Annotated in this window: 16 protein-coding genes; 11 read left to right on the forward strand and 5 right to left on the reverse strand. The window is 66.4% G+C overall.

Going from position 1 to position 18,362, the window contains the following annotated elements; all coding sequences use genetic code 11:
- The first annotated feature begins 177 nt into the window (after positions 1-177).
- The 4 genes from K2O51_RS11445 to K2O51_RS11460 all read left to right on the forward strand — a co-directional run bounded on the left by K2O51_RS11445 (position 178) and on the right by K2O51_RS11460 (position 3,166).
- Positions 178-801 (forward strand): response regulator transcription factor, encoded by a 624-nt coding sequence (locus K2O51_RS11445; RefSeq protein ID WP_140950616.1) that lies wholly within the window; start codon positions 178-180, stop codon positions 799-801.
- An 11-nt stretch (positions 802-812) separates the two neighbouring features.
- Entirely contained in the window at positions 813-1,484 is a 672-nt protein-coding gene (locus tag K2O51_RS11450; RefSeq protein ID WP_011300585.1) for a hypothetical protein, read from the forward strand.
- 197 nt (positions 1,485-1,681) lie between these two features.
- The gene (locus tag K2O51_RS11455; RefSeq protein ID WP_220630250.1) at positions 1,682-2,188 is read left to right on the forward strand and encodes a hypothetical protein; all 507 of its coding nucleotides are present in this window, start codon (positions 1,682-1,684) and stop codon (positions 2,186-2,188) included.
- A gap of 111 nt (positions 2,189-2,299) precedes the next feature.
- On the forward strand, positions 2,300-3,166 hold the full coding sequence (locus tag K2O51_RS11460) for a helix-turn-helix domain-containing protein (protein ID WP_220630251.1): 867 nt from the start codon (positions 2,300-2,302) through the stop codon (positions 3,164-3,166).
- On the opposite strand, the gene K2O51_RS11465 is transcribed toward K2O51_RS11460, so the two are convergent.
- The 3 genes from K2O51_RS11465 to K2O51_RS11475 form a co-directional block, all read right to left on the reverse strand.
- The gene (locus K2O51_RS11465; RefSeq protein ID WP_220630252.1) at positions 3,163-4,446 is read right to left on the reverse strand and encodes a cytochrome-c peroxidase; all 1,284 of its coding nucleotides are present in this window, start codon (positions 4,444-4,446) and stop codon (positions 3,163-3,165) included. The two genes, K2O51_RS11460 and K2O51_RS11465, sit on opposite strands and share 4 nt — an antisense overlap.
- Complete coding sequence (locus K2O51_RS11470) at positions 4,446-4,856, reverse strand: FixH family protein (RefSeq protein ID WP_235679739.1); 411 nt, start codon at positions 4,854-4,856, stop codon at positions 4,446-4,448. The genes K2O51_RS11465 and K2O51_RS11470 overlap by 1 nt, the downstream gene beginning before the upstream one ends.
- A gap of 130 nt (positions 4,857-4,986) precedes the next feature.
- Positions 4,987-5,730 (reverse strand): IclR family transcriptional regulator, encoded by a 744-nt coding sequence (locus K2O51_RS11475; RefSeq protein ID WP_011300580.1) that lies wholly within the window; start codon positions 5,728-5,730, stop codon positions 4,987-4,989.
- A 128-nt stretch (positions 5,731-5,858) separates the two neighbouring features.
- On the opposite strand from K2O51_RS11475, the gene K2O51_RS11480 reads away from it, so the two are divergent.
- From K2O51_RS11480 to K2O51_RS11505, 6 genes are read left to right on the forward strand one after another with little or no spacing between them, the layout of a single operon-like run.
- On the forward strand, positions 5,859-7,478 hold the full coding sequence (locus tag K2O51_RS11480; RefSeq protein WP_041680224.1) for an acyl-CoA carboxylase subunit beta: 1,620 nt from the start codon (positions 5,859-5,861) through the stop codon (positions 7,476-7,478).
- Positions 7,479-7,530: 52 nt separating this feature from the next.
- Positions 7,531-8,691 (forward strand): acyl-CoA dehydrogenase family protein, encoded by a 1,161-nt coding sequence (locus tag K2O51_RS11485; RefSeq protein WP_011300578.1) that lies wholly within the window; start codon positions 7,531-7,533, stop codon positions 8,689-8,691.
- Positions 8,692-8,727: 36 nt separating this feature from the next.
- Positions 8,728-9,573, forward strand: coding sequence for an enoyl-CoA hydratase/isomerase family protein (locus K2O51_RS11490; protein WP_011300577.1), 846 nt, complete (start codon positions 8,728-8,730; stop codon positions 9,571-9,573).
- Positions 9,574-9,610: 37 nt separating this feature from the next.
- Positions 9,611-11,614 (forward strand): acetyl/propionyl/methylcrotonyl-CoA carboxylase subunit alpha, encoded by a 2,004-nt coding sequence (locus tag K2O51_RS11495; protein WP_220630253.1) that lies wholly within the window; start codon positions 9,611-9,613, stop codon positions 11,612-11,614.
- Positions 11,611-13,410 (forward strand): acyclic terpene utilization AtuA family protein, encoded by a 1,800-nt coding sequence (locus K2O51_RS11500; RefSeq protein WP_140950610.1) that lies wholly within the window; start codon positions 11,611-11,613, stop codon positions 13,408-13,410. Before K2O51_RS11495 ends, K2O51_RS11500 begins: the two co-directional genes overlap by 4 nt.
- Before the next feature lie 52 nt (positions 13,411-13,462).
- A complete protein-coding gene (locus K2O51_RS11505) occupies positions 13,463-14,461 on the forward strand; it encodes a tripartite tricarboxylate transporter substrate binding protein (RefSeq protein ID WP_220630254.1) in 999 nt (332 codons plus the stop codon).
- Between the two features lie 39 nt (positions 14,462-14,500).
- Here K2O51_RS11505 and K2O51_RS11510 read toward each other — a convergent pair whose 3' ends face one another.
- The gene (locus tag K2O51_RS11510) at positions 14,501-15,439 is read right to left on the reverse strand and encodes a patatin-like phospholipase family protein (protein ID WP_011300573.1); all 939 of its coding nucleotides are present in this window, start codon (positions 15,437-15,439) and stop codon (positions 14,501-14,503) included.
- A gap of 488 nt (positions 15,440-15,927) precedes the next feature.
- On the opposite strand from K2O51_RS11510, the gene fliD reads away from it, so the two are divergent.
- A complete protein-coding gene (gene fliD / locus K2O51_RS11515) occupies positions 15,928-17,394 on the forward strand; it encodes a flagellar filament capping protein FliD (protein ID WP_011300572.1) in 1,467 nt (488 codons plus the stop codon).
- Positions 17,395-17,461: 67 nt separating this feature from the next.
- Here fliD and K2O51_RS11520 read toward each other — a convergent pair whose 3' ends face one another.
- Positions 17,462-18,166 (reverse strand): YceH family protein, encoded by a 705-nt coding sequence (locus K2O51_RS11520; protein WP_011300571.1) that lies wholly within the window; start codon positions 18,164-18,166, stop codon positions 17,462-17,464.
- Positions 18,167-18,362: the final 196 nt, after the last annotated feature.

The raw sequence follows: 18,362 nt of genomic DNA on the forward strand, positions 1-18,362 counted from the left end.
CCGGTGGGTGCAGGATCCTGCTCGTGAAGGTCAATCGGGAAAAGTCGTACCAGCGCTCGGAAATTTCCTGCGCCGGCGCGGAAAAATGCTGAGCACAATGATGTGCCAGACCATAAATGCCTGCCGGATCATTCCTCAGGCAATGTGCCCAATGCCATTAGCGATGGAGTGTTTGCCGTGGCCACAATCCTGATCGTCGACGACCATCCCGCTGTACGCGTGGTGCTGAAAACGCACCTGTCGCAGGTCCTCGGCGTGACGCATGTGCTGGAAGCGGACAATGGCCAGGCTGCCGTCGAGATCGTGCGCCAGTATGCGCCGGACGTCGTCATCCTTGACCTCGACATTCCTCGCATCAACGGCCTGGACGTCATTCCGCGCCTCAAGGCCATCCAGCCCAGCGTGCGCATCCTGGTGATCTCCGGCCAGGACCAGAACACCTTTGCGCCGCGTGCGCGGCAGGCCGGCGCCAACGGCTATGTCAGCAAGACCCAGGAATTGCCCGAGATCGTGCGGTGCGTCGAATCCGTCCTGGCCGGGTATTCGGTCATGCCGGACGTCGATGGCGGACGCGCCGATGGCGTGGACGAAACCCGCCGGCTGGGAAGCCTGTCTGACAAGGAACTCGTGATCATGCAGATGCTGGCCAAGGGCATGTCCAACAAGCAGATCGGAGAGGTGCTGTTCATCTCCAACAAGACGGTCAGCACGCACAAGACCCGCATCATGGAAAAGCTGGGCGCGCGGTCCCTCGTCGACGTGATCGATTTCGCGCGGCGCCACCACATTGCCATCGGCTGATGGAGATTCCCATGCACAGCGCATTCATCCTCGCCACGTCTGGCAGCGCCTGGATCGAACCGGCCACGCAGTATCTCAGCGATGCGGGTTTGCCGGCGCAATGCGTGACGGCCACGGAAGCCGAGGCGGTGCTGGCAGCTGCCGTGCCGCGCGTCATGCTCGCCCCGCCCGAGATTGTCGCCACGCCGTTGCTGCAGCGCGCGCGCCGGCAGGGCGCGCTGCTGGTATGCGTCGGCCGCGCGCAGGAGGACGTATCGTCACTGTGCGACGACGTGCTGACTGACCCCGTGACCGAAGAGGCTCTGTTCAGGTTGCTGGCGCGGCATCAGTACGTGGCGATTTCAGTCAGCGACCGTGCCGGTCTGGCCAATGCCATCGCAAGCCAGACCTTCGGCGATGCAGCGCTTGCCGCTGAACTGGTGGAAGCGCTTGCCACATCAACGGAATCGGACCTTGATCGCCTGCAAGAGGAAGACGACAGCCTGGAAACGTGGCGCAGCGTGGCGCACCGCGTGAAGGCGTCGGCGCATCTGGCCCGCTGCGAAGGCTTCCAGCGGCTCGCGCAACGACTGGAAACCGTGGCGCGCGGCGGAGACGTCAGGCTGACGGGCGCGCTTGCCGAAGTGTTCGTGCCGACCGCGCACGAATTCCGCGCCATGCTGCTTGCAAGCGCCTGCAAATAGCAGAGAAGCTATTGATTGCCGGAATGCCCGGTAATGCACCGTAATTCCCCCGATTTAAATATCCGCGGCGGGAATTATTATTGTTTGAATTCCGTGCGGCAATAAAGAAGTCATCAGAATTAAAACGCGAATATCATGTGCGCGCGGAATGAATGACGGAGTCTGGGTTTCCATCCACGCTTGTCTGGGGACGGGTCATGAGCCATGCCTTGGCGACCATGCCGGAATCATCGTTCTATTTCCACCTGGCCGGAGTGGCGGTGCTGGTGCTGGTGGTCGGCATGGCGCGCGCGGTGTGGTTTGTGTATTCGCGGCACGAAGGGCGGCGCCAGCGCGCCATGTGGCTCGCTGCCGCTGTCACGCGCTGCGGGCTGGCGCTTGGCGTAATGTGGACGGCCATCGTCTATGGCAGCGGGGCCTGGGAGCGCGCCGGTGCCCACAACTGCCGGCGCCTGCCCATGCCGGATGCTTCCGCCCGGTATGAAGCGGAGTACTGCTACCTTTCGCAGCACAAGGTGCTGGTGCGTGTGTACAGCGCGCGCCGCAACGTCGTGCTGGCCCAGCGTACCTTCCCGAGTTCGGGGCCAGTCCGCCTGCACTGGGATCGCAGCGTGCTGGTGTTCGACGCAGCGGCCACCGAAGGCAAAGGCCGGCTCGTGCTGCCGCCTTCGCTGCGCGACCGGCTGATGGCCCGGTTGCCCTGAATGCCGCCGTGCGCTCCGGGGCGCGTGCCATGCGACACTTGCGCCGGCGCGGGAAGCTTCCACGAGGAGGCAAATCCGCTGGACCATCGGAACCCGACAGCATAACCAGGCATGACGCGACGCGATTCCCCACCGAGCCCGACCGCCCCGGTGAACACAGAGAACAGTGTGCCGCGCCCGGGGATAATCCCAGCGCGATACCAGGGCGATTACGTTGCCTGGAGTGGAGGCTGCCTGTTCATCGGTTCCGGAGGCGGTCCGGTCGCGCCGCACTCGCACTACGCGATCCAGCTGGTGATTGGCGCGCCTTCGGGTCTTCAGGTCCAGTCGGGCCATCGCGGATCACTTGTCGATTGCCATGGCGCACTGGTGCCGTCCCGCGCGGTGCACAGCATCGATGTCTCGTCTTGCGACTGGAGCGCGGTGCTGTTCATCGAGCCCGAGACACAGGAGGGCCGCGCGTTGTCTGCGCGGATGGGTGGGCAAATCGAGTTCCTGGAGAAGGAGGCGCTCGCCGGCATGGATTCGGCGCTGGAGCAGGCGTGGCGCCGGACCCGGACTGCCGACGCCGTGCAGTATGCCGCGCAGGCCCTGGTGAGTTCGCTCTCGCGGACGATTCCGCACGTGCCGTCCGATCCGCGGGTACTGGCGGCGATCGAGCATCTCCGTGCTCAGGATGGCAATACGCTGGCGCTCGAAGACGTGGCGGCGGTGGTGCACCTGTCCCCGAGCCGGTTCCGCCATGTCTTTGTCGAAGAGACCGGCATGCCGCTACGGACCTACCAGCTCTGGCGCCGGCTGCTGAAGGCTTGGGAAATCCTTATGCGCGGCGACAACCTCGCCAATGCCGCGCACGCCGCGGGTTTTGCCGATTCTGCCCATCTGTCGCGCACGTGCCGGACCATGTTCGGCCTGGCACCGTCCGCGATGCAGATGAAAGGGCCGCTGAGCGAGCGGCTTCGCGCGCCGTCTTCCTAAGTGGGCTGATCAATGGTGCCGGTCAGGGTGCCAAGAAATGCAGCCAGGTCTTCGACGTCCTGCGGCGACAGCCGGATCGCCTGCCGAGATCCCGGTGCCTCGCCAGCGGGTGCCAGTTCGCTTCTTCCGATCGCCGCAGCCGGGGCTTTCACGTAATGCCGCAGCACGTCGGGCAGCGTCTTGATTTGCCCGGCATGCATATAGGGCGCCCGATCCGCGACGTTGCGCAGGCTCGGCGTGCGGAACGCGCCAACGTGGGCAGGATCGTCTTTCGCCAGGAAGTTCAGCTCCGCGCACTGTTCGGGGCTGGCATCGCTGAATGGGCCAAGGCAATTGAATTCATCACGGAGCAGCTTCGGGATGGCATCGGCACGCCCGCGCTCAGGATGTTCGGGACTCAGCGGTGGTATGCCCGTGTTGTGGAACGCGTGGTCGCTCAGCGTCAGTCCGTTATGGCAGGTAATGCACTGGCCCTTGCCCAGGAACAGCCTGAGTCCGCGCACCTCCTGCGCAGTGAGCACGTCCTGCCCGCCACGATCTGCCGCGAGGGTGGCTACAACATAGCGGTCGAACCGCGAAGGACCATATCGCACGCGGCTTTCATACGCGGCAATGGCCTTGCCCATGTTGGCGAACACGCGATTCACCTGTTCCCGCGTGGCGGGCGGCAGGGCAGCCCAGGCCGACCGCTCTTCCTGCGAGCCCAGTGGCGAGGCATCGGCCGGAAGTACTGGCATGGCCGGCAGCGGCCCGAAGACCTGTGCGTACTGCGTCGCATACTTTGCCTGCAGGATCCGGACAAAGCGCACACGATTACCGCCATGCTCGGCGGCATCTTCCATGGGACCCAGTGCCTGCGACCACAGGCTGTCCTTGCGGCCGTCCCAGAACAGGAATGGCGCACCGGACGCGCCCATCACCGGCATGGTCCGGCGCGTGCCTGTGGCAATGCCAAGCCCCACGGGCCGTCCATCCTCGAACTGGCCGTTCGGCTGATGGCAGCTTGCGCACGAGACACGGCCATTGCGGCTCAGGCGAGCGTCGTTGAACAACGCGTGGCCAAGGCTGGCCGCGTTGCTGCTCCCTTCGTAGGCATTGGAAGGGTCGGCGGCGCGCGGCGTGGATGGGTCCAGTTGCAGGCTCGCCAATGTCCGCAGGTCTTCTGGCAGCCAGGTATCGCGCAGCGCGGCTTGCGGCGCGGATGCCGACACGCGCAAGGCGAGGGCGATTGCCATCAGTGCGCCGGCAATCGCCATGCCGGTCTTGAGGCGGGACTTCATCAGCGGCGCTCCGAACCCGGATCGACGACGATGTTGAACGCCACCGTGTCGGGGCCTGGCGCCGCGCGAATGCCGAGCTTGAGGTCCCACCATCCGCTCATGCTGAACTTCATGCCCTGCAGCAGGTAGGTGCCTGCCTCGGCCCCGCGCGTGACGCGCGGCTGTGTGGGGTAGCCGTGGCCGTGCTGCGGCATGCCGCCGGCAACAGAGAACTGGGCGTCGTTGACCGGCTGGCCATCCGGCATGGTCAGCCTGACCGTCCAGGCATGCATCTGGTTGATGGCGGGTGCAGGCGTCGGCGCGATGATCGCGACCCGGTAGCGGCCCTCGTCAGTCGACTTGTCGCGGGACAGGTCCAGGTCCTGCGGCGGCGTACTGCAGCCGTAGCCGGCAAAAAGCATCGAGAACATTGCAAGTGCGGAGAGGGAGCGAGACATGATGGGACGATGGAAGCTGTTTCGGTCCGCTGATTGTCCGGACCGGTGCTCGCCCGCGCTTGAACGAAGAGGCTGTTCCCGCAGCCTTTTCATTCAAGCCGCCTCACTCCCCCACAAACATCCCGCCGATGATCCGCCCCATCTCATGCCGGCGCGCCACCGGCATGCGTGATGCCGCCGACACAATGCTGATGGCCGCGTCGGCGTGCATGGCCATCGGCAGCGCATAGCCGACACCGGCCACGCCATCGGCGCCGGCCAGCGCGTAGCCGCACGCGCGGCTGCGTTCTACGCCGCGCATCAGCTTCATCAGGCTGCGGCCGCTGGCTTCGTACTCGGCCCGGTGGCGCTCGTAGTGCGCGCGCACGGCGTCGTTGTCCAGGCGCGCCAGCAAGGCCATGCTGCCGGTGCCCTGGCCCAGCAGGCGCGAGCTGCCCGTCAGCATGTGGAAGGACTTGATGCGGTGGCTGCCTTCCTCGGTATGCAGGCAATGGCCGTGATCGCCGATGCGCACGATCAGGAATACCGCGTCGCCGGTCAGCCGCGCGAGCGCCTTCATCTTGGTCACGAGCACACTGCCGGGCGGCGGGCGGTTCATCGCGCGCAGGCCGAGCGACATGGCCGTGGTGCCCAGGTACAGGCGCTTGCTGGCCGACTCGCGCTCGATATAGCCGGCCGCCTCCAGGAAGCGGGCCATGCGGTGCGCCGTGGTGCGGTCGATGTCGGCCTTGATGGCCAGCTCCGGCAGGGTTAACCCGGTTTCATGGTGCTCGGCGAGCAGCTCAAGCAGGGCGAAGGCGCGGGTGAGGCTCTGGACCCCACTGGGCGTAGATGGCTTGGCAGGCATGCGCGGGCGGCGTCCGGTCGGGGAGCATTGGGTTTGGCGTGCACATTATGCACAATCTGAGCGATTAATGTTGTCCCGCGGGGCGCGGTGGTTTGCAATCCTCCCATCACGCCAACCAAGCCAGCGCCATGATTCCCATCGAGACACGCATCGACCCGTCCTCCGACTCGTTTGCCAGCCAGCGCGCCGGCATGCAGGCCCTGATCGACCGCCTGCACAGCCTGGAGCAGCGTGCCGTGGCCGCCTCCGAGCGCGCGCGCCCGGCCTTCGCCAAGCGCGGCGCGCTGCTGCCGCGCGAGCGCATCGGCCGCCTGCTCGACGCCGGCGCGCCGTTCCTGCCCATTGCCACGCTGGCCGGCTTCGGCATGGACGACCCGAACCATGAGACGTCGATTCCCGGCGGCTCGCTCGTGGCCGGCATCGGCATCGTCTGCGGCGTGCGCTGCATGGTGCTGGCGACGGATTCGGGCATCGATGCCGGCGCCATGACCGAGGCCGGCAATATGAAGCTCATGCGCTGCCAGGAGATCGCGCTGGAAAACCGGCTGCCGTTCATCCACCTGGTCGAATCGGCCGGCGCCAACCTGCGCAAGTACCGCGTCGACAAGTTCATCCGCGGCGGCAGCATCTTCTACAACCTGGCACGGCTGTCGGCGGCCGGCCTGCCGGTGATCACCGTCGTGCACGGTTCGTCCACCGCCGGCGGCGCCTACATGCCGGGCCTGTCGGACTACGTGGTCATGGTGCGCAATCGCGCGCGTGCGTTCCTGGCCGGCCCGCCGCTGCTCAAGGCTGCTACCGGCGAGATTGCGACCGACGAAGAACTCGGCGGCGCCGACCTGCACGCCACCGTCAGCGGCCTGGCCGAATACCTGGCCGAAGACGACGAGCATGCGATTGCCACCGCGCGCGACATCGTGGCGAGCCTCGACTGGCCTGACGTGGCACCCGCTCCGGGACAGCCGGCCCGTGCGCCACGCCTGGACCCGGCCGAACTCGACGGCGTAATGACGCTCGACATGAAGCGCCCCGTGGACATGCGCGAAGTCATCGCGCGCATCGTCGACGATTCCGCATGGCTGCCGTTCAAGCCCGACTACGGTCCCGGCACCGTCTGCGGCCATGCGCGCATCGAAGGCCACGCGGTCGGCTTCATTACCAACAACGGCCCGATCGATCCGGCCGGCGCGACCAAGGCCGCGCAGTTCATCCAGCTCTGCAACCAGTCGGGCACGCCCATCGTGTTCCTGCAGAACACCACGGGCTTTATCGTGGGCCGCGCGTCGGAAGAGGCGGGCATGATCAAGCACGGCTCGAAGATGATCCAGGCGCTGTCCAACTCGACCGTTCCGCAGATCACGATCTACTGCGGATCGTCCTTCGGCGCCGGCAATTTTGGCATGTGCGGCCGGGGCTTCCATCCGCGCTTCTGCTTTTCGTGGCCCAATGCGCGCACCGCGGTAATGGGCGGCGAGCAGGCCGCCATGACGCTGGAGATCGTGGCGCGCCAGCAGGCCGAGCGCAAAGGCAAGGCCGTGGACGAAGCGCAGCTCGCGGCGCAGACCGCCGAGATCGTCGCCAACTTCGAACGACAGGCCAGCGCTTTCGTGACCAGCGGCCTGCTGCTGGACGATGGCGTGATCGATCCGCGCGACACGCGTGCCGTGCTGGCCTTCGTGCTGGCGACCGCCCGCGAAGCAAACCGGCGCGAACCGCGTGCCGTGCAGTTTGGCGTGGCGCGCCTCTGAGCCATCAACGAACATCCTAGCCTGTAGCTAACAAGAATTCCTGGAGACCAGCATGCTGTACACCGAAGACCACCGCAATATCATGGGCAGCATCCGCCGCTTCGTGTCGGCGGAGATCGATCCGCACGTCGATGAGTGGGAAGCCGCCGAAATTTTCCCGGCGCACGAACTGTTCAAGAAGATGGGCGACCTCGGCTTCCTGGGCATCACCAAGCCGGTCGAATACGGCGGCCTTGGCCTTGATTTCTCGTACGCCATCGCTGCGGCGGAAGCACTGGGCTATGCACGTGCACAAGGCATCGGCATGGGCGTTGGCGTGCAGTGCGACATGGCTACGCCGGCGCTGACCGCATTCGGTTCCGACGCGCTCAAGCGAGAGTTTCTTGCGCCCGCCATTGCCGGCGACATGGTGTGCTCGATCGGCGTCTCGGAAGCGGGGGCGGGCTCCGACGTGGCATCGCTCAAGACGCGCGCACGCCGTGACGGCGACGACTACGTCATCACCGGTTCCAAGATGTGGATCACCAACGGCACGCAGGCCGACTGGATCTGCCTGCTGTGCAACACGTCCGACGGCCCCGTGCACAAGAACAAGTCGCTGATCGTGGTGCCGCTCAAGGAGAACGGCAAGCGCGTGAAAGGCGTGGAAATCCAGAAGATCAAGAAATTCGGCATGTGGTGCTCCGACACCGCGCAGATCTTCTTCGACGAAGTGCGCGTGCCGGTGCGCAACCGCATCGGCGAAGAAGGCATGGGCTTTATCTACCAGATGAAGCAGTTCCAGGAAGAGCGCCTGAACGGTGCCGCGCGCCGCCTGGCCTGTACGGCGCTGATCGAAGAAACCGCCGAGTACCTGCGCCAGCGCATCGCGTTCGGCAAGCCGCTGCTCGACAACCAGTTCATCCAGTTCAAGCTGGCCGAACTGAAGACCGAAATGGAAGCGCTGCGCGCGCTGGTGTATGTGGCCACGCAGACCTACATCAACGGCGGCGAAGTGACCGAGCTCGCTTCCATGGCCAAGCTCAAGGCCGGTCGGCTGTCGCGCGACGTAGCCGACTGGTGCATGCAGTTCCAGGGCGGCATGGGCTACACGTGGGACAACCATGCATCGCGCGCGTATCGCGATTTCCGCCTCGGTTCGATCGGCGGCGGCGCGGACGAGGTGATGCTGCAGGTCATCGCCAAGCAGATGGGCCTGATGTCGCGCGGCTGAGCGCGTGTCCTTCCACATTTGACGAGACACACTGCCATGCCCGACACCTCGCAGAACGACGGCGTAATCGTTCGCCGCTCCGGCGGCGTGCTGTTCGCCACGCTGAATATTCCCGCCACGCGCAATGCGCTGGCACCTGAAGTCGTGGCGGCGCTGGCCGCGGCGGTGGAACAGGCGGAGACCGATCCCGAAGTCCGCGCGCTGGTGTTGCGCGGCGCGGGCGGCATCTTCAGCGCCGGCGGCAACGTCGGTAATTTCCAGGCGCGCCTGCAGGCCGACGCTAGCCAGGAAGACCCGGTCGCCACGCGCAACCGCCAGTTCGGCTATTTCATGGAGCGCCTGTCGGTGCTGCCGGTGCCGGTGATTGCTGCCGTGGATGGTGCTGCGATGGGCGGAGGCATGGGCCTGGCGTGCGCGGCGGACATTGTGCTGGCCACGCGCGATGCGCGCTTTGCGCTGTCGGAAACCACGCTGGGCATCATTGCCGCGCAGATCGCGCCGTTCGTTGTGCAGCGCCTTGGTGCGGTGGCGACGCGCCGTCTCGGGCTGACCGGTGAGCGCGTCAGCGGCCAGTCGACGGTGGCCATCGGGCTCGTCGATCAGCTTGCCGAAGACAGCGCCGAGCTTGACGCGCTGATCGCCGAATGGCTGACGCGCGTCGGCCGCTGCGGGCCGAACGCGAACCGCGTGTTCAAGACGCTGGTGGGCCGCTGCGGTCGCGAGCCTGTATCGCCGCTGCTCGACGAGGCCTCGCACCTGTTTGCTCAATGCATGCGGCAAGAAGGCGCCGAGGGCGTTGCTGCCTTCCGCGAGAAGCGCGACGCCAGCTGGGTCGCGCGCTTCGATGCCGACACCGTCCGCGCGGCGCAGGCCGTCGCCTGAGATTTCAAAGACTCAAAGAGATTCACGGGATTCCCTCATGTCCGCTACCCGCCGACCCTTCCATACGCTGCTCGTCGCCAACCGCGGCGAGATTGCGGTGCGCATCATGCGCACCGCGCGCCGCCTCGGCCTGGCCACGGTGGCTGTCTATTCCGAGGCCGACCGCCACAGCCCGCACGTGGCCGCAGCCGACCGGGCCGTCTGCATCGGCGCCGCTGCGCCGCGCGAGTCGTACCTGAACATTGCCGCCATCATCGATGCTGCGCGCCGCAGCGGCGCCGATGCCGTGCACCCCGGCTATGGCTTCCTGGCCGAGAATGCCGAATTCGCTGAAGCGATTGCGGCCGCCGGACTCGTCTTTGTCGGCCCGCCGGCGAAGGCCATCCGCGCCATGGGCAACAAGGCCGAGGCCAAGCGCCTGATGCTGGATGCCGACATGCCATGCGTGCCCGGCTATCAGGGCACAGCGCAGGACGACGCCACGCTGCTCGCGCAGGCCGGCCAGATCGGTTTTCCGCTGATGGTCAAGGCGGCAGCCGGTGGGGGCGGGCGCGGTATGCGTCTGGTGCGCGATGCCGCAGGTTTGCCCGGTGCGCTGACGAGTGCGCGTTCGGAAGCCGAGACCGCATTCGGTTCCGGCGAACTGATCCTCGAACGTGCCGTGATCGCCCCGCGCCATGTGGAAATCCAGGTGTTCGCCGACACCCACGGCAACGTGATCCACCTCGGCGAGCGTGACTGCTCGGTGCAGCGCCGCCACCAGAAGGTCATCGAAGAAGCGCCGTCGCCGGCCGTCGGCCCCGCGCTGCGCGCGCGCATGGGTGAGGCTGCCGTGCGTGCCGCGCGTTCGATCGGCTACGTCGGCGCCGGCACGATGGAATTCCTGCTCGATAGCGAAGGCAACTTCTACTTCATGGAGATGAACACGCGCCTGCAGGTCGAGCACGCGCTGACGGAGGCCATCACCGGTTTCGACCTCGTCGAGTGGCAACTGCGCGTGGCAGCCGGCGAGCCATTGCCGGTCACGCAGAACGAAGTGCAGTTGAACGGCCACGCGATCGAAGTCCGCCTTACCGCCGAGGACGTTGCCGCAGGCTTCCTGCCGCAAGGCGGTCCGCTGATGCGCTGGCGACCGCCTGCCACGGGCCGCGACGTGCGTGTGGACCATGCGCTCGAAGAGGGCGGCGCGATTCCGACGCACTATGACTCGATGGTGGCCAAGCTCGTGGCGCACGGTGCCGACCGCGAAGAAGCGCGGCGCAAGCTGCTGCGCGCGGTGGAGGATTGCGTGCTGCTCGGCGTGCCGTCCAACCAAGCGTTCCTGGCGGACTGCCTGGCTAGCGAGGCCTTTGCCGGCAACGACGTCCACACCGGTTTCGTCGAGACCCATATGCAAACCGCGCTGCAAGCCACGGTGCCGCCGCAGCATGTGGCAGCAAGCGCTGCGCTGGTGGCCGCTGGCGTGCTGGAAGGCGGCAGCCGGCCGGCGGCGCTGGCACGCGCGGCGGCCAGCGTAGCGCTGGATGCTGCGGGACAGTCGTGGCAGGCCATGCTGCGGGCCGGGCGCGATGGCTGGCATGTCAGCCTGCGCGAGCGCGACAGCGAAGCGCCGGGTCGGGAATGTGTGCTGCGCATACTGCGGGCCGATGCCGAGGCGGGCACCGCGCTGGTGGAGTGCGACGGCGTCGCCTATCCGCTGGTGTTTGCCACGGACAAGCATGCGCTGCACCTGTTCCAGGCCGGCCGTGCGTGGAAGTTCCAGCGCCACGATCCGCGTCGCCGCCGCGACGCAGGCGATGCCGACGGCATGCTGCAGGCGCCGCTGACCGCGCGCATCGTGGCCGTGCATGTGGCAGAGGGCGATCGCGTGCAGGCTGGCCAGCCGCTGGTGGTGCTCGAGGCCATGAAGATGGAACACATCGTTGCCGCGCCGTTTGCCGGCGTGGTCGCGGAACTGTCGGCTCGCGCAGGTGGACAGGCCAGTGCCGGCGCGCTGCTGGCGCGCGTGGAAGCTGACGACGCTGAACAGGAGAAGGCATGAGCGATACCGCCAAGACCGTACGCATCGGTGGCGCCTCGGGCTTCTGGGGCGACTCCGCGATCGCCACGCCGCAGTTGCTGGCCGTGCCCGGCATGCAATACCTGGTCTACGACTACCTGGCCGAGACCACGATGTCGATCCTGGCGCGTGCGCGTGCAAAAGACCCGGCATTGGGCTACGCCACCGACTTCGTGAATGCGGCGATGGCGCCGAACCTTGGCGAGATTCTGCGCCGCGGCATCCGCGTCGTCGCCAATGCCGGTGGCCTCAATCCGGAAGCCTGCCGTGACGCGCTGCTCAAGGTCGCCGCGCAGCAGGGCTTGTCGCCACGCATCGCCGTGGTGACCGGCGACGACGTGCAGCCGCACTTCGCGCAATGGTGCGCGGACGGCCTGACCGACCTGGCAGGCCAGCCGGTGCCCACGACCGAGCCATGGTCGGCCAATGTCTACACCGGTGCGCAGGGCATTACGCGAGCGCTGGCGCTGGGCGCGGACATCGTCATTGCCGGACGCTGCGTGGACAGCGCCGTGGTGGTCGGCGTGCTCGCGCACGAGTTCGACTGGGACTGGACCGACTGGGACCGCCTGGCTGCCGGCACGCTCGCCGGCCATGTGATCGAGTGCGGCGCGCAGGCTACTGGCGGCCTGTTCACGGACTGGCAGCGCGTGCCGGGCTGGGATCGCATGGGCTATCCCGTCATCGACTGCGCGCATGACGGTAGCTTCGTGCTGAGCAAGCCCCAAGGCACGGGCGGACTGATCGATCCCGCCGCAGTGGCGGAGCAGGTGCTGTACGAGGTCGGCGATCCGGCCAACTACCTGATGCCCGACGTGACCTGTGACTTCCGCACGGTGCGCACCGAACTGGCCGCGCCGGGACAGGTGCGCGTGTCCGGCGCACGCGGCCGGGCACCGGGTGGCCACTACAAGGGCAATGCGACGTGGCAGGACGGCTACCAGATCAGCCTGATGATGGCGATCCGCGGCATCGACGCACCCGCCAAGGCACGCCGCACGGCCGATGCGCTGCTCACGCGCACGCGCGCCATGCTGGCCGAGCGCGGCCTGCCTGACTACAGCGAGACAATCGTCGAGCTGCTCGGCTGTGAATCGCAATACGGCCCGCATGCGCGCGAGCTGCCGACGCGCGAGGTCGTGCTGCGCATCGGCGCACGGCACGCGCAAGCCAAGGCGCTGAGTTTCCTGCAGCGCGAATGCTCGTCGGCCGGCACGTCGATGGCGGCGGGCACGCGTTCGTCGTTCTCGGGCCGCGTCGACATCCAGCCCGTGGTCAAGGTGTTTTCCTTCCTGGTGCCGAAGGGCGACGTGCCAATGCGCGTGGCGTTCGAGGACGGCGAGATCGTGCTGTCCAAGGCCGCGCAGTGTGGTGACGCTGCCGCCCCGGCGGCTGTCGACATGCCGGCACTGCCGCCGGTGCCCGACCAGCCCCGCGTGCAGCGCCCGCTGGTGGCATTGGCCTATGCCCGCAGCGGCGACAAGGGCGACGACGAGAACATCGGCGTGATCGCGCGGCGGCCCGAGTACCTGACGCTGCTGCGCGAGCAACTGACGCCGCAGGCTGTACGCGCGTACTTTGCCCATCTCGTTCACGGCGACGTCGAGCGCTTCGACGTGCCGGGCCTGCATGCGCTGAATTTCCTGATGCATGGCGCGCTGGGCGGCGGCGGTGTTGCAAGCCTGCGCTCCGATCCGCTCGGCAAGAGCTACGCACAGATGCTGCTGGACTTCCCGCTGTCGGTCCCGCAGAGCTGGGCGCAAGACACCGCTAACTGAATCGCAGAACCGATTGCGCCGGCCACAGGCGCACATCCGACAAGGAGGAGACATGACACAACGCAAGCCCAACGGGCGCATCCGCAGGCTGCTGGGACTGGGTCTGTTCGCAGGACTGATTGCGGGCACGGCGCCGGCGGTCGCCCAGGGCGACAACTGGCCCAGCCGCCCCGTACGGGTAGTGGTGCCATACACGCCCGGCGGCGTGTCCGACGCTGTCTCGCGGCTGGTCATGCAGAAGCTGGCCGAGCGCATCGGCCAGCCCGTGGTGGTGGAAAACCGTCCGGGTGCGAATGGCATGATCGGCTCGGACAACGTCGCCAAGTCCGCGCCGGACGGCTATTCGCTGCTGGTTGTGGTGGCCGCGCATGCGATCAACCCGAGCCTCTATCCGAAGATGAGCTACGACCCGATCAAGGACCTGACCGGTGTCAGCCTGATCGGCCGGATTCCGCTGCTGCTGGTGTCGAGCGCCCAGCTGCCCCCGACCAACGTCAAGGAACTGGTGAGCTGGGGCAAGGCCCATCCGGACAAGATGACTTTTGCGTCCAGCGGCAACGGTTCGGGCGCGCATCTGGCCGGCGAACTGTTCGCGCAGACCACCGGCGTGAAGATGGTCCACGTTCCGTACAAGGGCATTTCGCCGGCGTTGCCTGACCTGTTCTCGGGGCAGGTCGCCATCATCTTCGATTCGGTCCAGACCATGATGCCGCAGGTAAAGGCCGGCAAGGTCCGCGCGCTGGCGATTTCGAGCCCGACGCGCTGGCCGGCGGCACCGGACGTGCCGACGATGGCCGAGGCCGGCTATCCGAGCGTGACGGCCAGCAGCTGGATCGGCCTGATCGCGCCGGCGAAGACGCCGCCAGCGGTGCTCGCAAAGATCTCCGCCGAGATGGACGCCGTGTTGCGCCAGCCCGATGTCCGCGCGCGGCTGATCGACTACGGCATCGACCCCGTGGGCGGCAAGGCCGACCAGTTCCAGGCCTTCATCAAGGATGAATCCGTGCGCTGGGGCGAGGTGGTGAGGAAGGGCGGCGTGAAGGTGGAGTAAGCTGGTGGGGCCGGTCCGATGCCCGTGCCGGCCCGTTTGCTACAGATGCCGCTCGGCAGGCGGAGAATGATCGTGATGCTGGTGCGACGCTGGGTGCAGGTCCGCGCTGCAACTCGGCGATTCCGCATCATGCGTGTGCGGGTGCAGGGCGCCCGGCACATTCTGGCTGTCCAGGCCATTGCGAGACAGCCACAGCGCCGTCGTGCCGGCCGCCCGGTCGATCAGCTCGCCGCAGCGCGAGTAGTCATAGGGTGAGATATCGAGCGGGCACAGCGGTGGCACCACGGAAATATGTGCGTGGTTGCTCCAGTGCTGCAGGTCGTGGACAAGCTGGCGCGCCACCAGCAGCGAAAGCGCATTGAACGCGTGTTCGAGCGCCCCGCGCGGCGGACGCCGCTCTGAGCACGTGAAGCCTGCCGGCAGCACGATCACGCGCGTGGCGCCGAGCCGGATCGCGGTGGAAACCGGGGTGTTGTTCGCGACGCCTCCGTCGATCAGCGTGCGTCCTTCGAACTGCACCGGCGGGAACACGCCGGGAATCGCCGCGCTGGCGAGCACGGCCTCGACGATGCCGCCGCTGGAAAGCAGGACTTCCGCGCCGCTCTGCATATCGGTTGCCACCACATGCAGCGGCAGCGCGGCACTTTCAAGGCGCGCGTCGCCAAAGTTGCGGTTCAGCAAGGTGCGCAGGCCAAACGCATCCACGAGGTAGCCGCGGCTGCCGCCCAGCATGCCCAGCACGCTGCGCCACGACCACGGCATGATCTCCGCGCGCCGGATCGCGCGCCACAGTTGCTCCAGTTGCGCGGCCCCTTCGCGCCCCGGGTGGCACGCGAAGTAGGCTCCATTGATGGCCCCGGCCGAGGCCCCGATTACGAGGTCGGGCGTCAGGCCCCACGCCACCAGTTCGCGCAGCATGCCTACCTGGATCGCGCCCAGGCTGCCGCCGCCGGCAAAGACAAAAGCGGTTTTTTCCATGGTATGAGTGCGGCGCAATCCACGCCGCGCTTGTGCTCGGGCTGAAATCGTCCTGAGCAAAGCATAGGCGACACTGGCGCCGGTTGGCAGGGCGGGCTTCGCGAAACCGGCATGCAGGCAACGCCGGCGGTGTCATGTGCCGGAGGCGGTTGTATCTCGATTGCGCAATTAACCGACATGAGTTTTGATCCCGACTTCGGGGCGACCTGTGGTCGCACAAACTCTTGCGTCAGATCGGTGGTGAGTCGGGTATTGCGCACACCATTTGTACCATAGAGCTTACAAAGCCATGGTTTGTGTAACGAAGTAAACAAGCCAGCAGGATTCAGGGTACGGGGCAGTATCAGAAAGATTACGGTTTATTAAATAGGGCAGAAATTGCCGCCAGTTGAAGAGAGTTGGTCGAAATGCCCACTGCTATGGTGGCTCGCGGCCAATGTCTGGACATTGCAGCCGCACCTATCCAAGCAACCGTTGCAGGAATACGCATGACAACCATATCGAATCTGGGCGTCGGCTCAGGTCTCGACCTGAGTTCCCTGCTGGATCAGCTAACGCAGTCTGAACAGGCGCCGCTGCAAGCGATCCAGGACCAGGAAACCAGCTACCAGACCAAGCTGTCGGCCTACGGACAGCTCAAGAACGCGCTGACCGCCTTCCAGTCGGCCGCAGGCAAGCTCGGCCAGCCTGACTTCTTCAACGCGACCAAGATCTCCTCGAGCAGTACCGACGTGCTCAGCGCCACCAGTACCACCGGCGCCGCGCAGGGCACGTACTCGGTCAACGTCACCGCGCTGGCGCAGGCCCAGTCGCTCGTCGGTGCCGGGCAGGCCAAGGAGGACGCGACGATCGGCACAGGCACGATCCATATCGACTTCGGCACCATCAGCGGTGGCACGCTGGATACCGACAGCACCAGCGCCACATACGGCAAGTACACGGGCGCCACGTTTGCGGCCAAGGACGGCAGCACGGGTGTCGATATCAATATCGACAGCACCCATGGCACGCTCGAAGGCGTGCGCGATGCGATCAATGCGGCCAATGCCGGTGTGACCGCGACCATCCTGAACGACGGATCGGGGTCGCCGTACCGCCTGGTGCTGACGTCCAACGACACGGGCGAGGCTAACAGCATGCGCATTTCCGTGACCGGCGACAGCACGGGCGCGCTCACCGGCCTGGTGGCCAATGATCCGGCGGGCACCCAGAACATGGAGCAGACCGTCGCTGCGCGCGATGCCCGGCTCTCTGTCAACAACATCGACATCCAGAGCGCCAGCAACGACGTCTCGGCCATTCAGGGCCTGAGCCTGTCGCTGTCGCAGACCGGCACGTCGGTCGTCAGCGTGCAGCGCGACAACACGGCCATCCAGAACGGCATCCAGGCCTTCGTCACGGCCTACAACAGCCTGCAAAGCACGGCCACGAGCCTGTCGGCCTTCAACCCGACCGCGGCGCAGGGCCAGCAGGCCGCCCCGCTGACAGGTGACGGTGTGCTGCGCAACATCCAGACGCAACTCCGCTCAGCGCTCAATATGCCGGAGGCCGGCGGCCAGGACGCGTTCACGATGCTGTCCCAGGTCGGTGTCAGCTTCCAGAACGACGGCACGCTGACTTTGGACGCCAACAAGCTGTCCAAGGCCATGAACAGCAATATGGCCGGGGTGGAGACACTGTTCAGCAACAGCGACGGCAAGACCGGCTACGGCAACCAGATCAGCAGCCTGGTCGGTGAAATGACCGGAACCGACGGCGAGCTGACTTCCGCGACCGATGGCATCAACAGCACGCTGAAGGACCTGAGCTCGCAGTACGACTCGACGCAGAACATGGTCAACGACACGATCGCAAACTATCGCCAGCAGTTCACCCAGCTGGACACGATCATGGCGCAGATGAAGAACACCAGCACTTACCTGACGCAGCAGTTCAGTGCGTCGAGCAAGAGCTGACAGGAAGACTACGAAGAGGATCTTCGGGGTCTTCGCGGGCCGGGGTTTGACTCGGCCCGCGCCTCGGTCAGGCGCCCAGCGCGTCCGGGTCGATGCCGAGCTGGCTGGCCATATGTTCGACCAGCGCTTCCAGGCGCTGTACCCGGTTCGAAAGGTCGCGTTGTTCGGCACGCAAGCGCTCGAGTTCAGAGGGCGCGACAGATTCGTCAGCCAGGGCCGCTCCGGCGGCGGCAAAGCTGTCTACATTGATTTCCCCGCCGAGCAGGTGCATCCACCGATGCTCGCGCTCGCCCGCCGCACGGGGGAGCTTCACCACATAGGGCGGCTCATGTTCGGCCAGTTCGTCCAGGAACCCCTCAACGGACGAGATGTCCGCGAACGCGTGCAGGCGCACCGTGTTCAGGCGTAGTTCGGCCGCGGTCTGCGGCCCGCGCAGCAGCAGCATGGCCAGCAGCGCGGCCGACTGCGAGGGCACGCCCAGCACGCGGTTCATATTGTGTTCGAAGCGCGGCACGCGGCTGCTGCTGCCTTCGAACACCAGGCTCAGGCCTTTCAGGCCATCGATCGCCACGACTACCTCCGCTTCCGTGACATTCATGACCGGCGCACGCGCGGTCTTCTGGTTGCAGCCCGCGGTGAGCGCATTGAGCGACAGCGGGTAGGTATCGGGCACGGTGTGCTGCTTCTCCTTCAGCACGCCGAGTACGCGTCCTTCGATCGGGGTCAGCGCGCGGATCGGCTGGCGGGAGGGGGTGTCAGGCGTGGAGCTCATGGAGAATGTGTCGTGGTGCCGCGGCGGAGTGCCGGCAAGGCGGACATTCAAACGCAAGCCGGCGCAATGTGCAACTGCCCGTCCCCAAACCTGCCGCGGCGCCCTCGCTTTCGCGCGGGCGCCGACTACTATCGATGAGGTGCAACGACCGGTTGGGCGTTGATGCGCCGGAGTGCGCGAAAGCCGACAAATTCTT

Source organism: Cupriavidus pinatubonensis (assembly GCF_019602855.1).
In the GTDB taxonomy this organism is placed as follows: domain Bacteria; phylum Pseudomonadota; class Gammaproteobacteria; order Burkholderiales; family Burkholderiaceae; genus Cupriavidus; species Cupriavidus pinatubonensis.

What these genes read in the sequence shown, in the direction of transcription:
- K2O51_RS11480 (WP_041680224.1), top strand. Translation starts at nt 5,859, where the DNA reads ATGATTCCCATCGAGACACGCATCGACCCGTCCTCCGACTCGTTTGCC.
- K2O51_RS11485 (WP_011300578.1), top strand. Translation starts at nt 7,531, where the DNA reads ATGCTGTACACCGAAGACCACCGCAATATCATGGGCAGCATCCGCCGC.
- K2O51_RS11460 (WP_220630251.1), top strand. Translation starts at nt 2,300, where the DNA reads ATGACGCGACGCGATTCCCCACCGAGCCCGACCGCCCCGGTGAACACA.
- K2O51_RS11475 (WP_011300580.1), bottom strand. Translation starts at nt 5,730, where the DNA reads ATGCCTGCCAAGCCATCTACGCCCAGTGGGGTCCAGAGCCTCACCCGC.
- K2O51_RS11450 (WP_011300585.1), top strand. Translation starts at nt 813, where the DNA reads ATGCACAGCGCATTCATCCTCGCCACGTCTGGCAGCGCCTGGATCGAA.
- K2O51_RS11465 (WP_220630252.1), bottom strand. Translation starts at nt 4,446, where the DNA reads ATGAAGTCCCGCCTCAAGACCGGCATGGCGATTGCCGGCGCACTGATG.
- K2O51_RS11470 (WP_235679739.1), bottom strand. Translation starts at nt 4,856, where the DNA reads ATGTTCTCGATGCTTTTTGCCGGCTACGGCTGCAGTACGCCGCCGCAG.
- K2O51_RS11505 (WP_220630254.1), top strand. Translation starts at nt 13,463, where the DNA reads ATGACACAACGCAAGCCCAACGGGCGCATCCGCAGGCTGCTGGGACTG.
- fliD (WP_011300572.1), top strand. Translation starts at nt 15,928, where the DNA reads ATGACAACCATATCGAATCTGGGCGTCGGCTCAGGTCTCGACCTGAGT.
- K2O51_RS11495 (WP_220630253.1), top strand. Translation starts at nt 9,611, where the DNA reads ATGTCCGCTACCCGCCGACCCTTCCATACGCTGCTCGTCGCCAACCGC.
- K2O51_RS11500 (WP_140950610.1), top strand. Translation starts at nt 11,611, where the DNA reads ATGAGCGATACCGCCAAGACCGTACGCATCGGTGGCGCCTCGGGCTTC.
- K2O51_RS11490 (WP_011300577.1), top strand. Translation starts at nt 8,728, where the DNA reads ATGCCCGACACCTCGCAGAACGACGGCGTAATCGTTCGCCGCTCCGGC.
- K2O51_RS11520 (WP_011300571.1), bottom strand. Translation starts at nt 18,166, where the DNA reads ATGAGCTCCACGCCTGACACCCCCTCCCGCCAGCCGATCCGCGCGCTG.
- K2O51_RS11455 (WP_220630250.1), top strand. Translation starts at nt 1,682, where the DNA reads ATGAGCCATGCCTTGGCGACCATGCCGGAATCATCGTTCTATTTCCAC.
- K2O51_RS11510 (WP_011300573.1), bottom strand. Translation starts at nt 15,439, where the DNA reads ATGGAAAAAACCGCTTTTGTCTTTGCCGGCGGCGGCAGCCTGGGCGCG.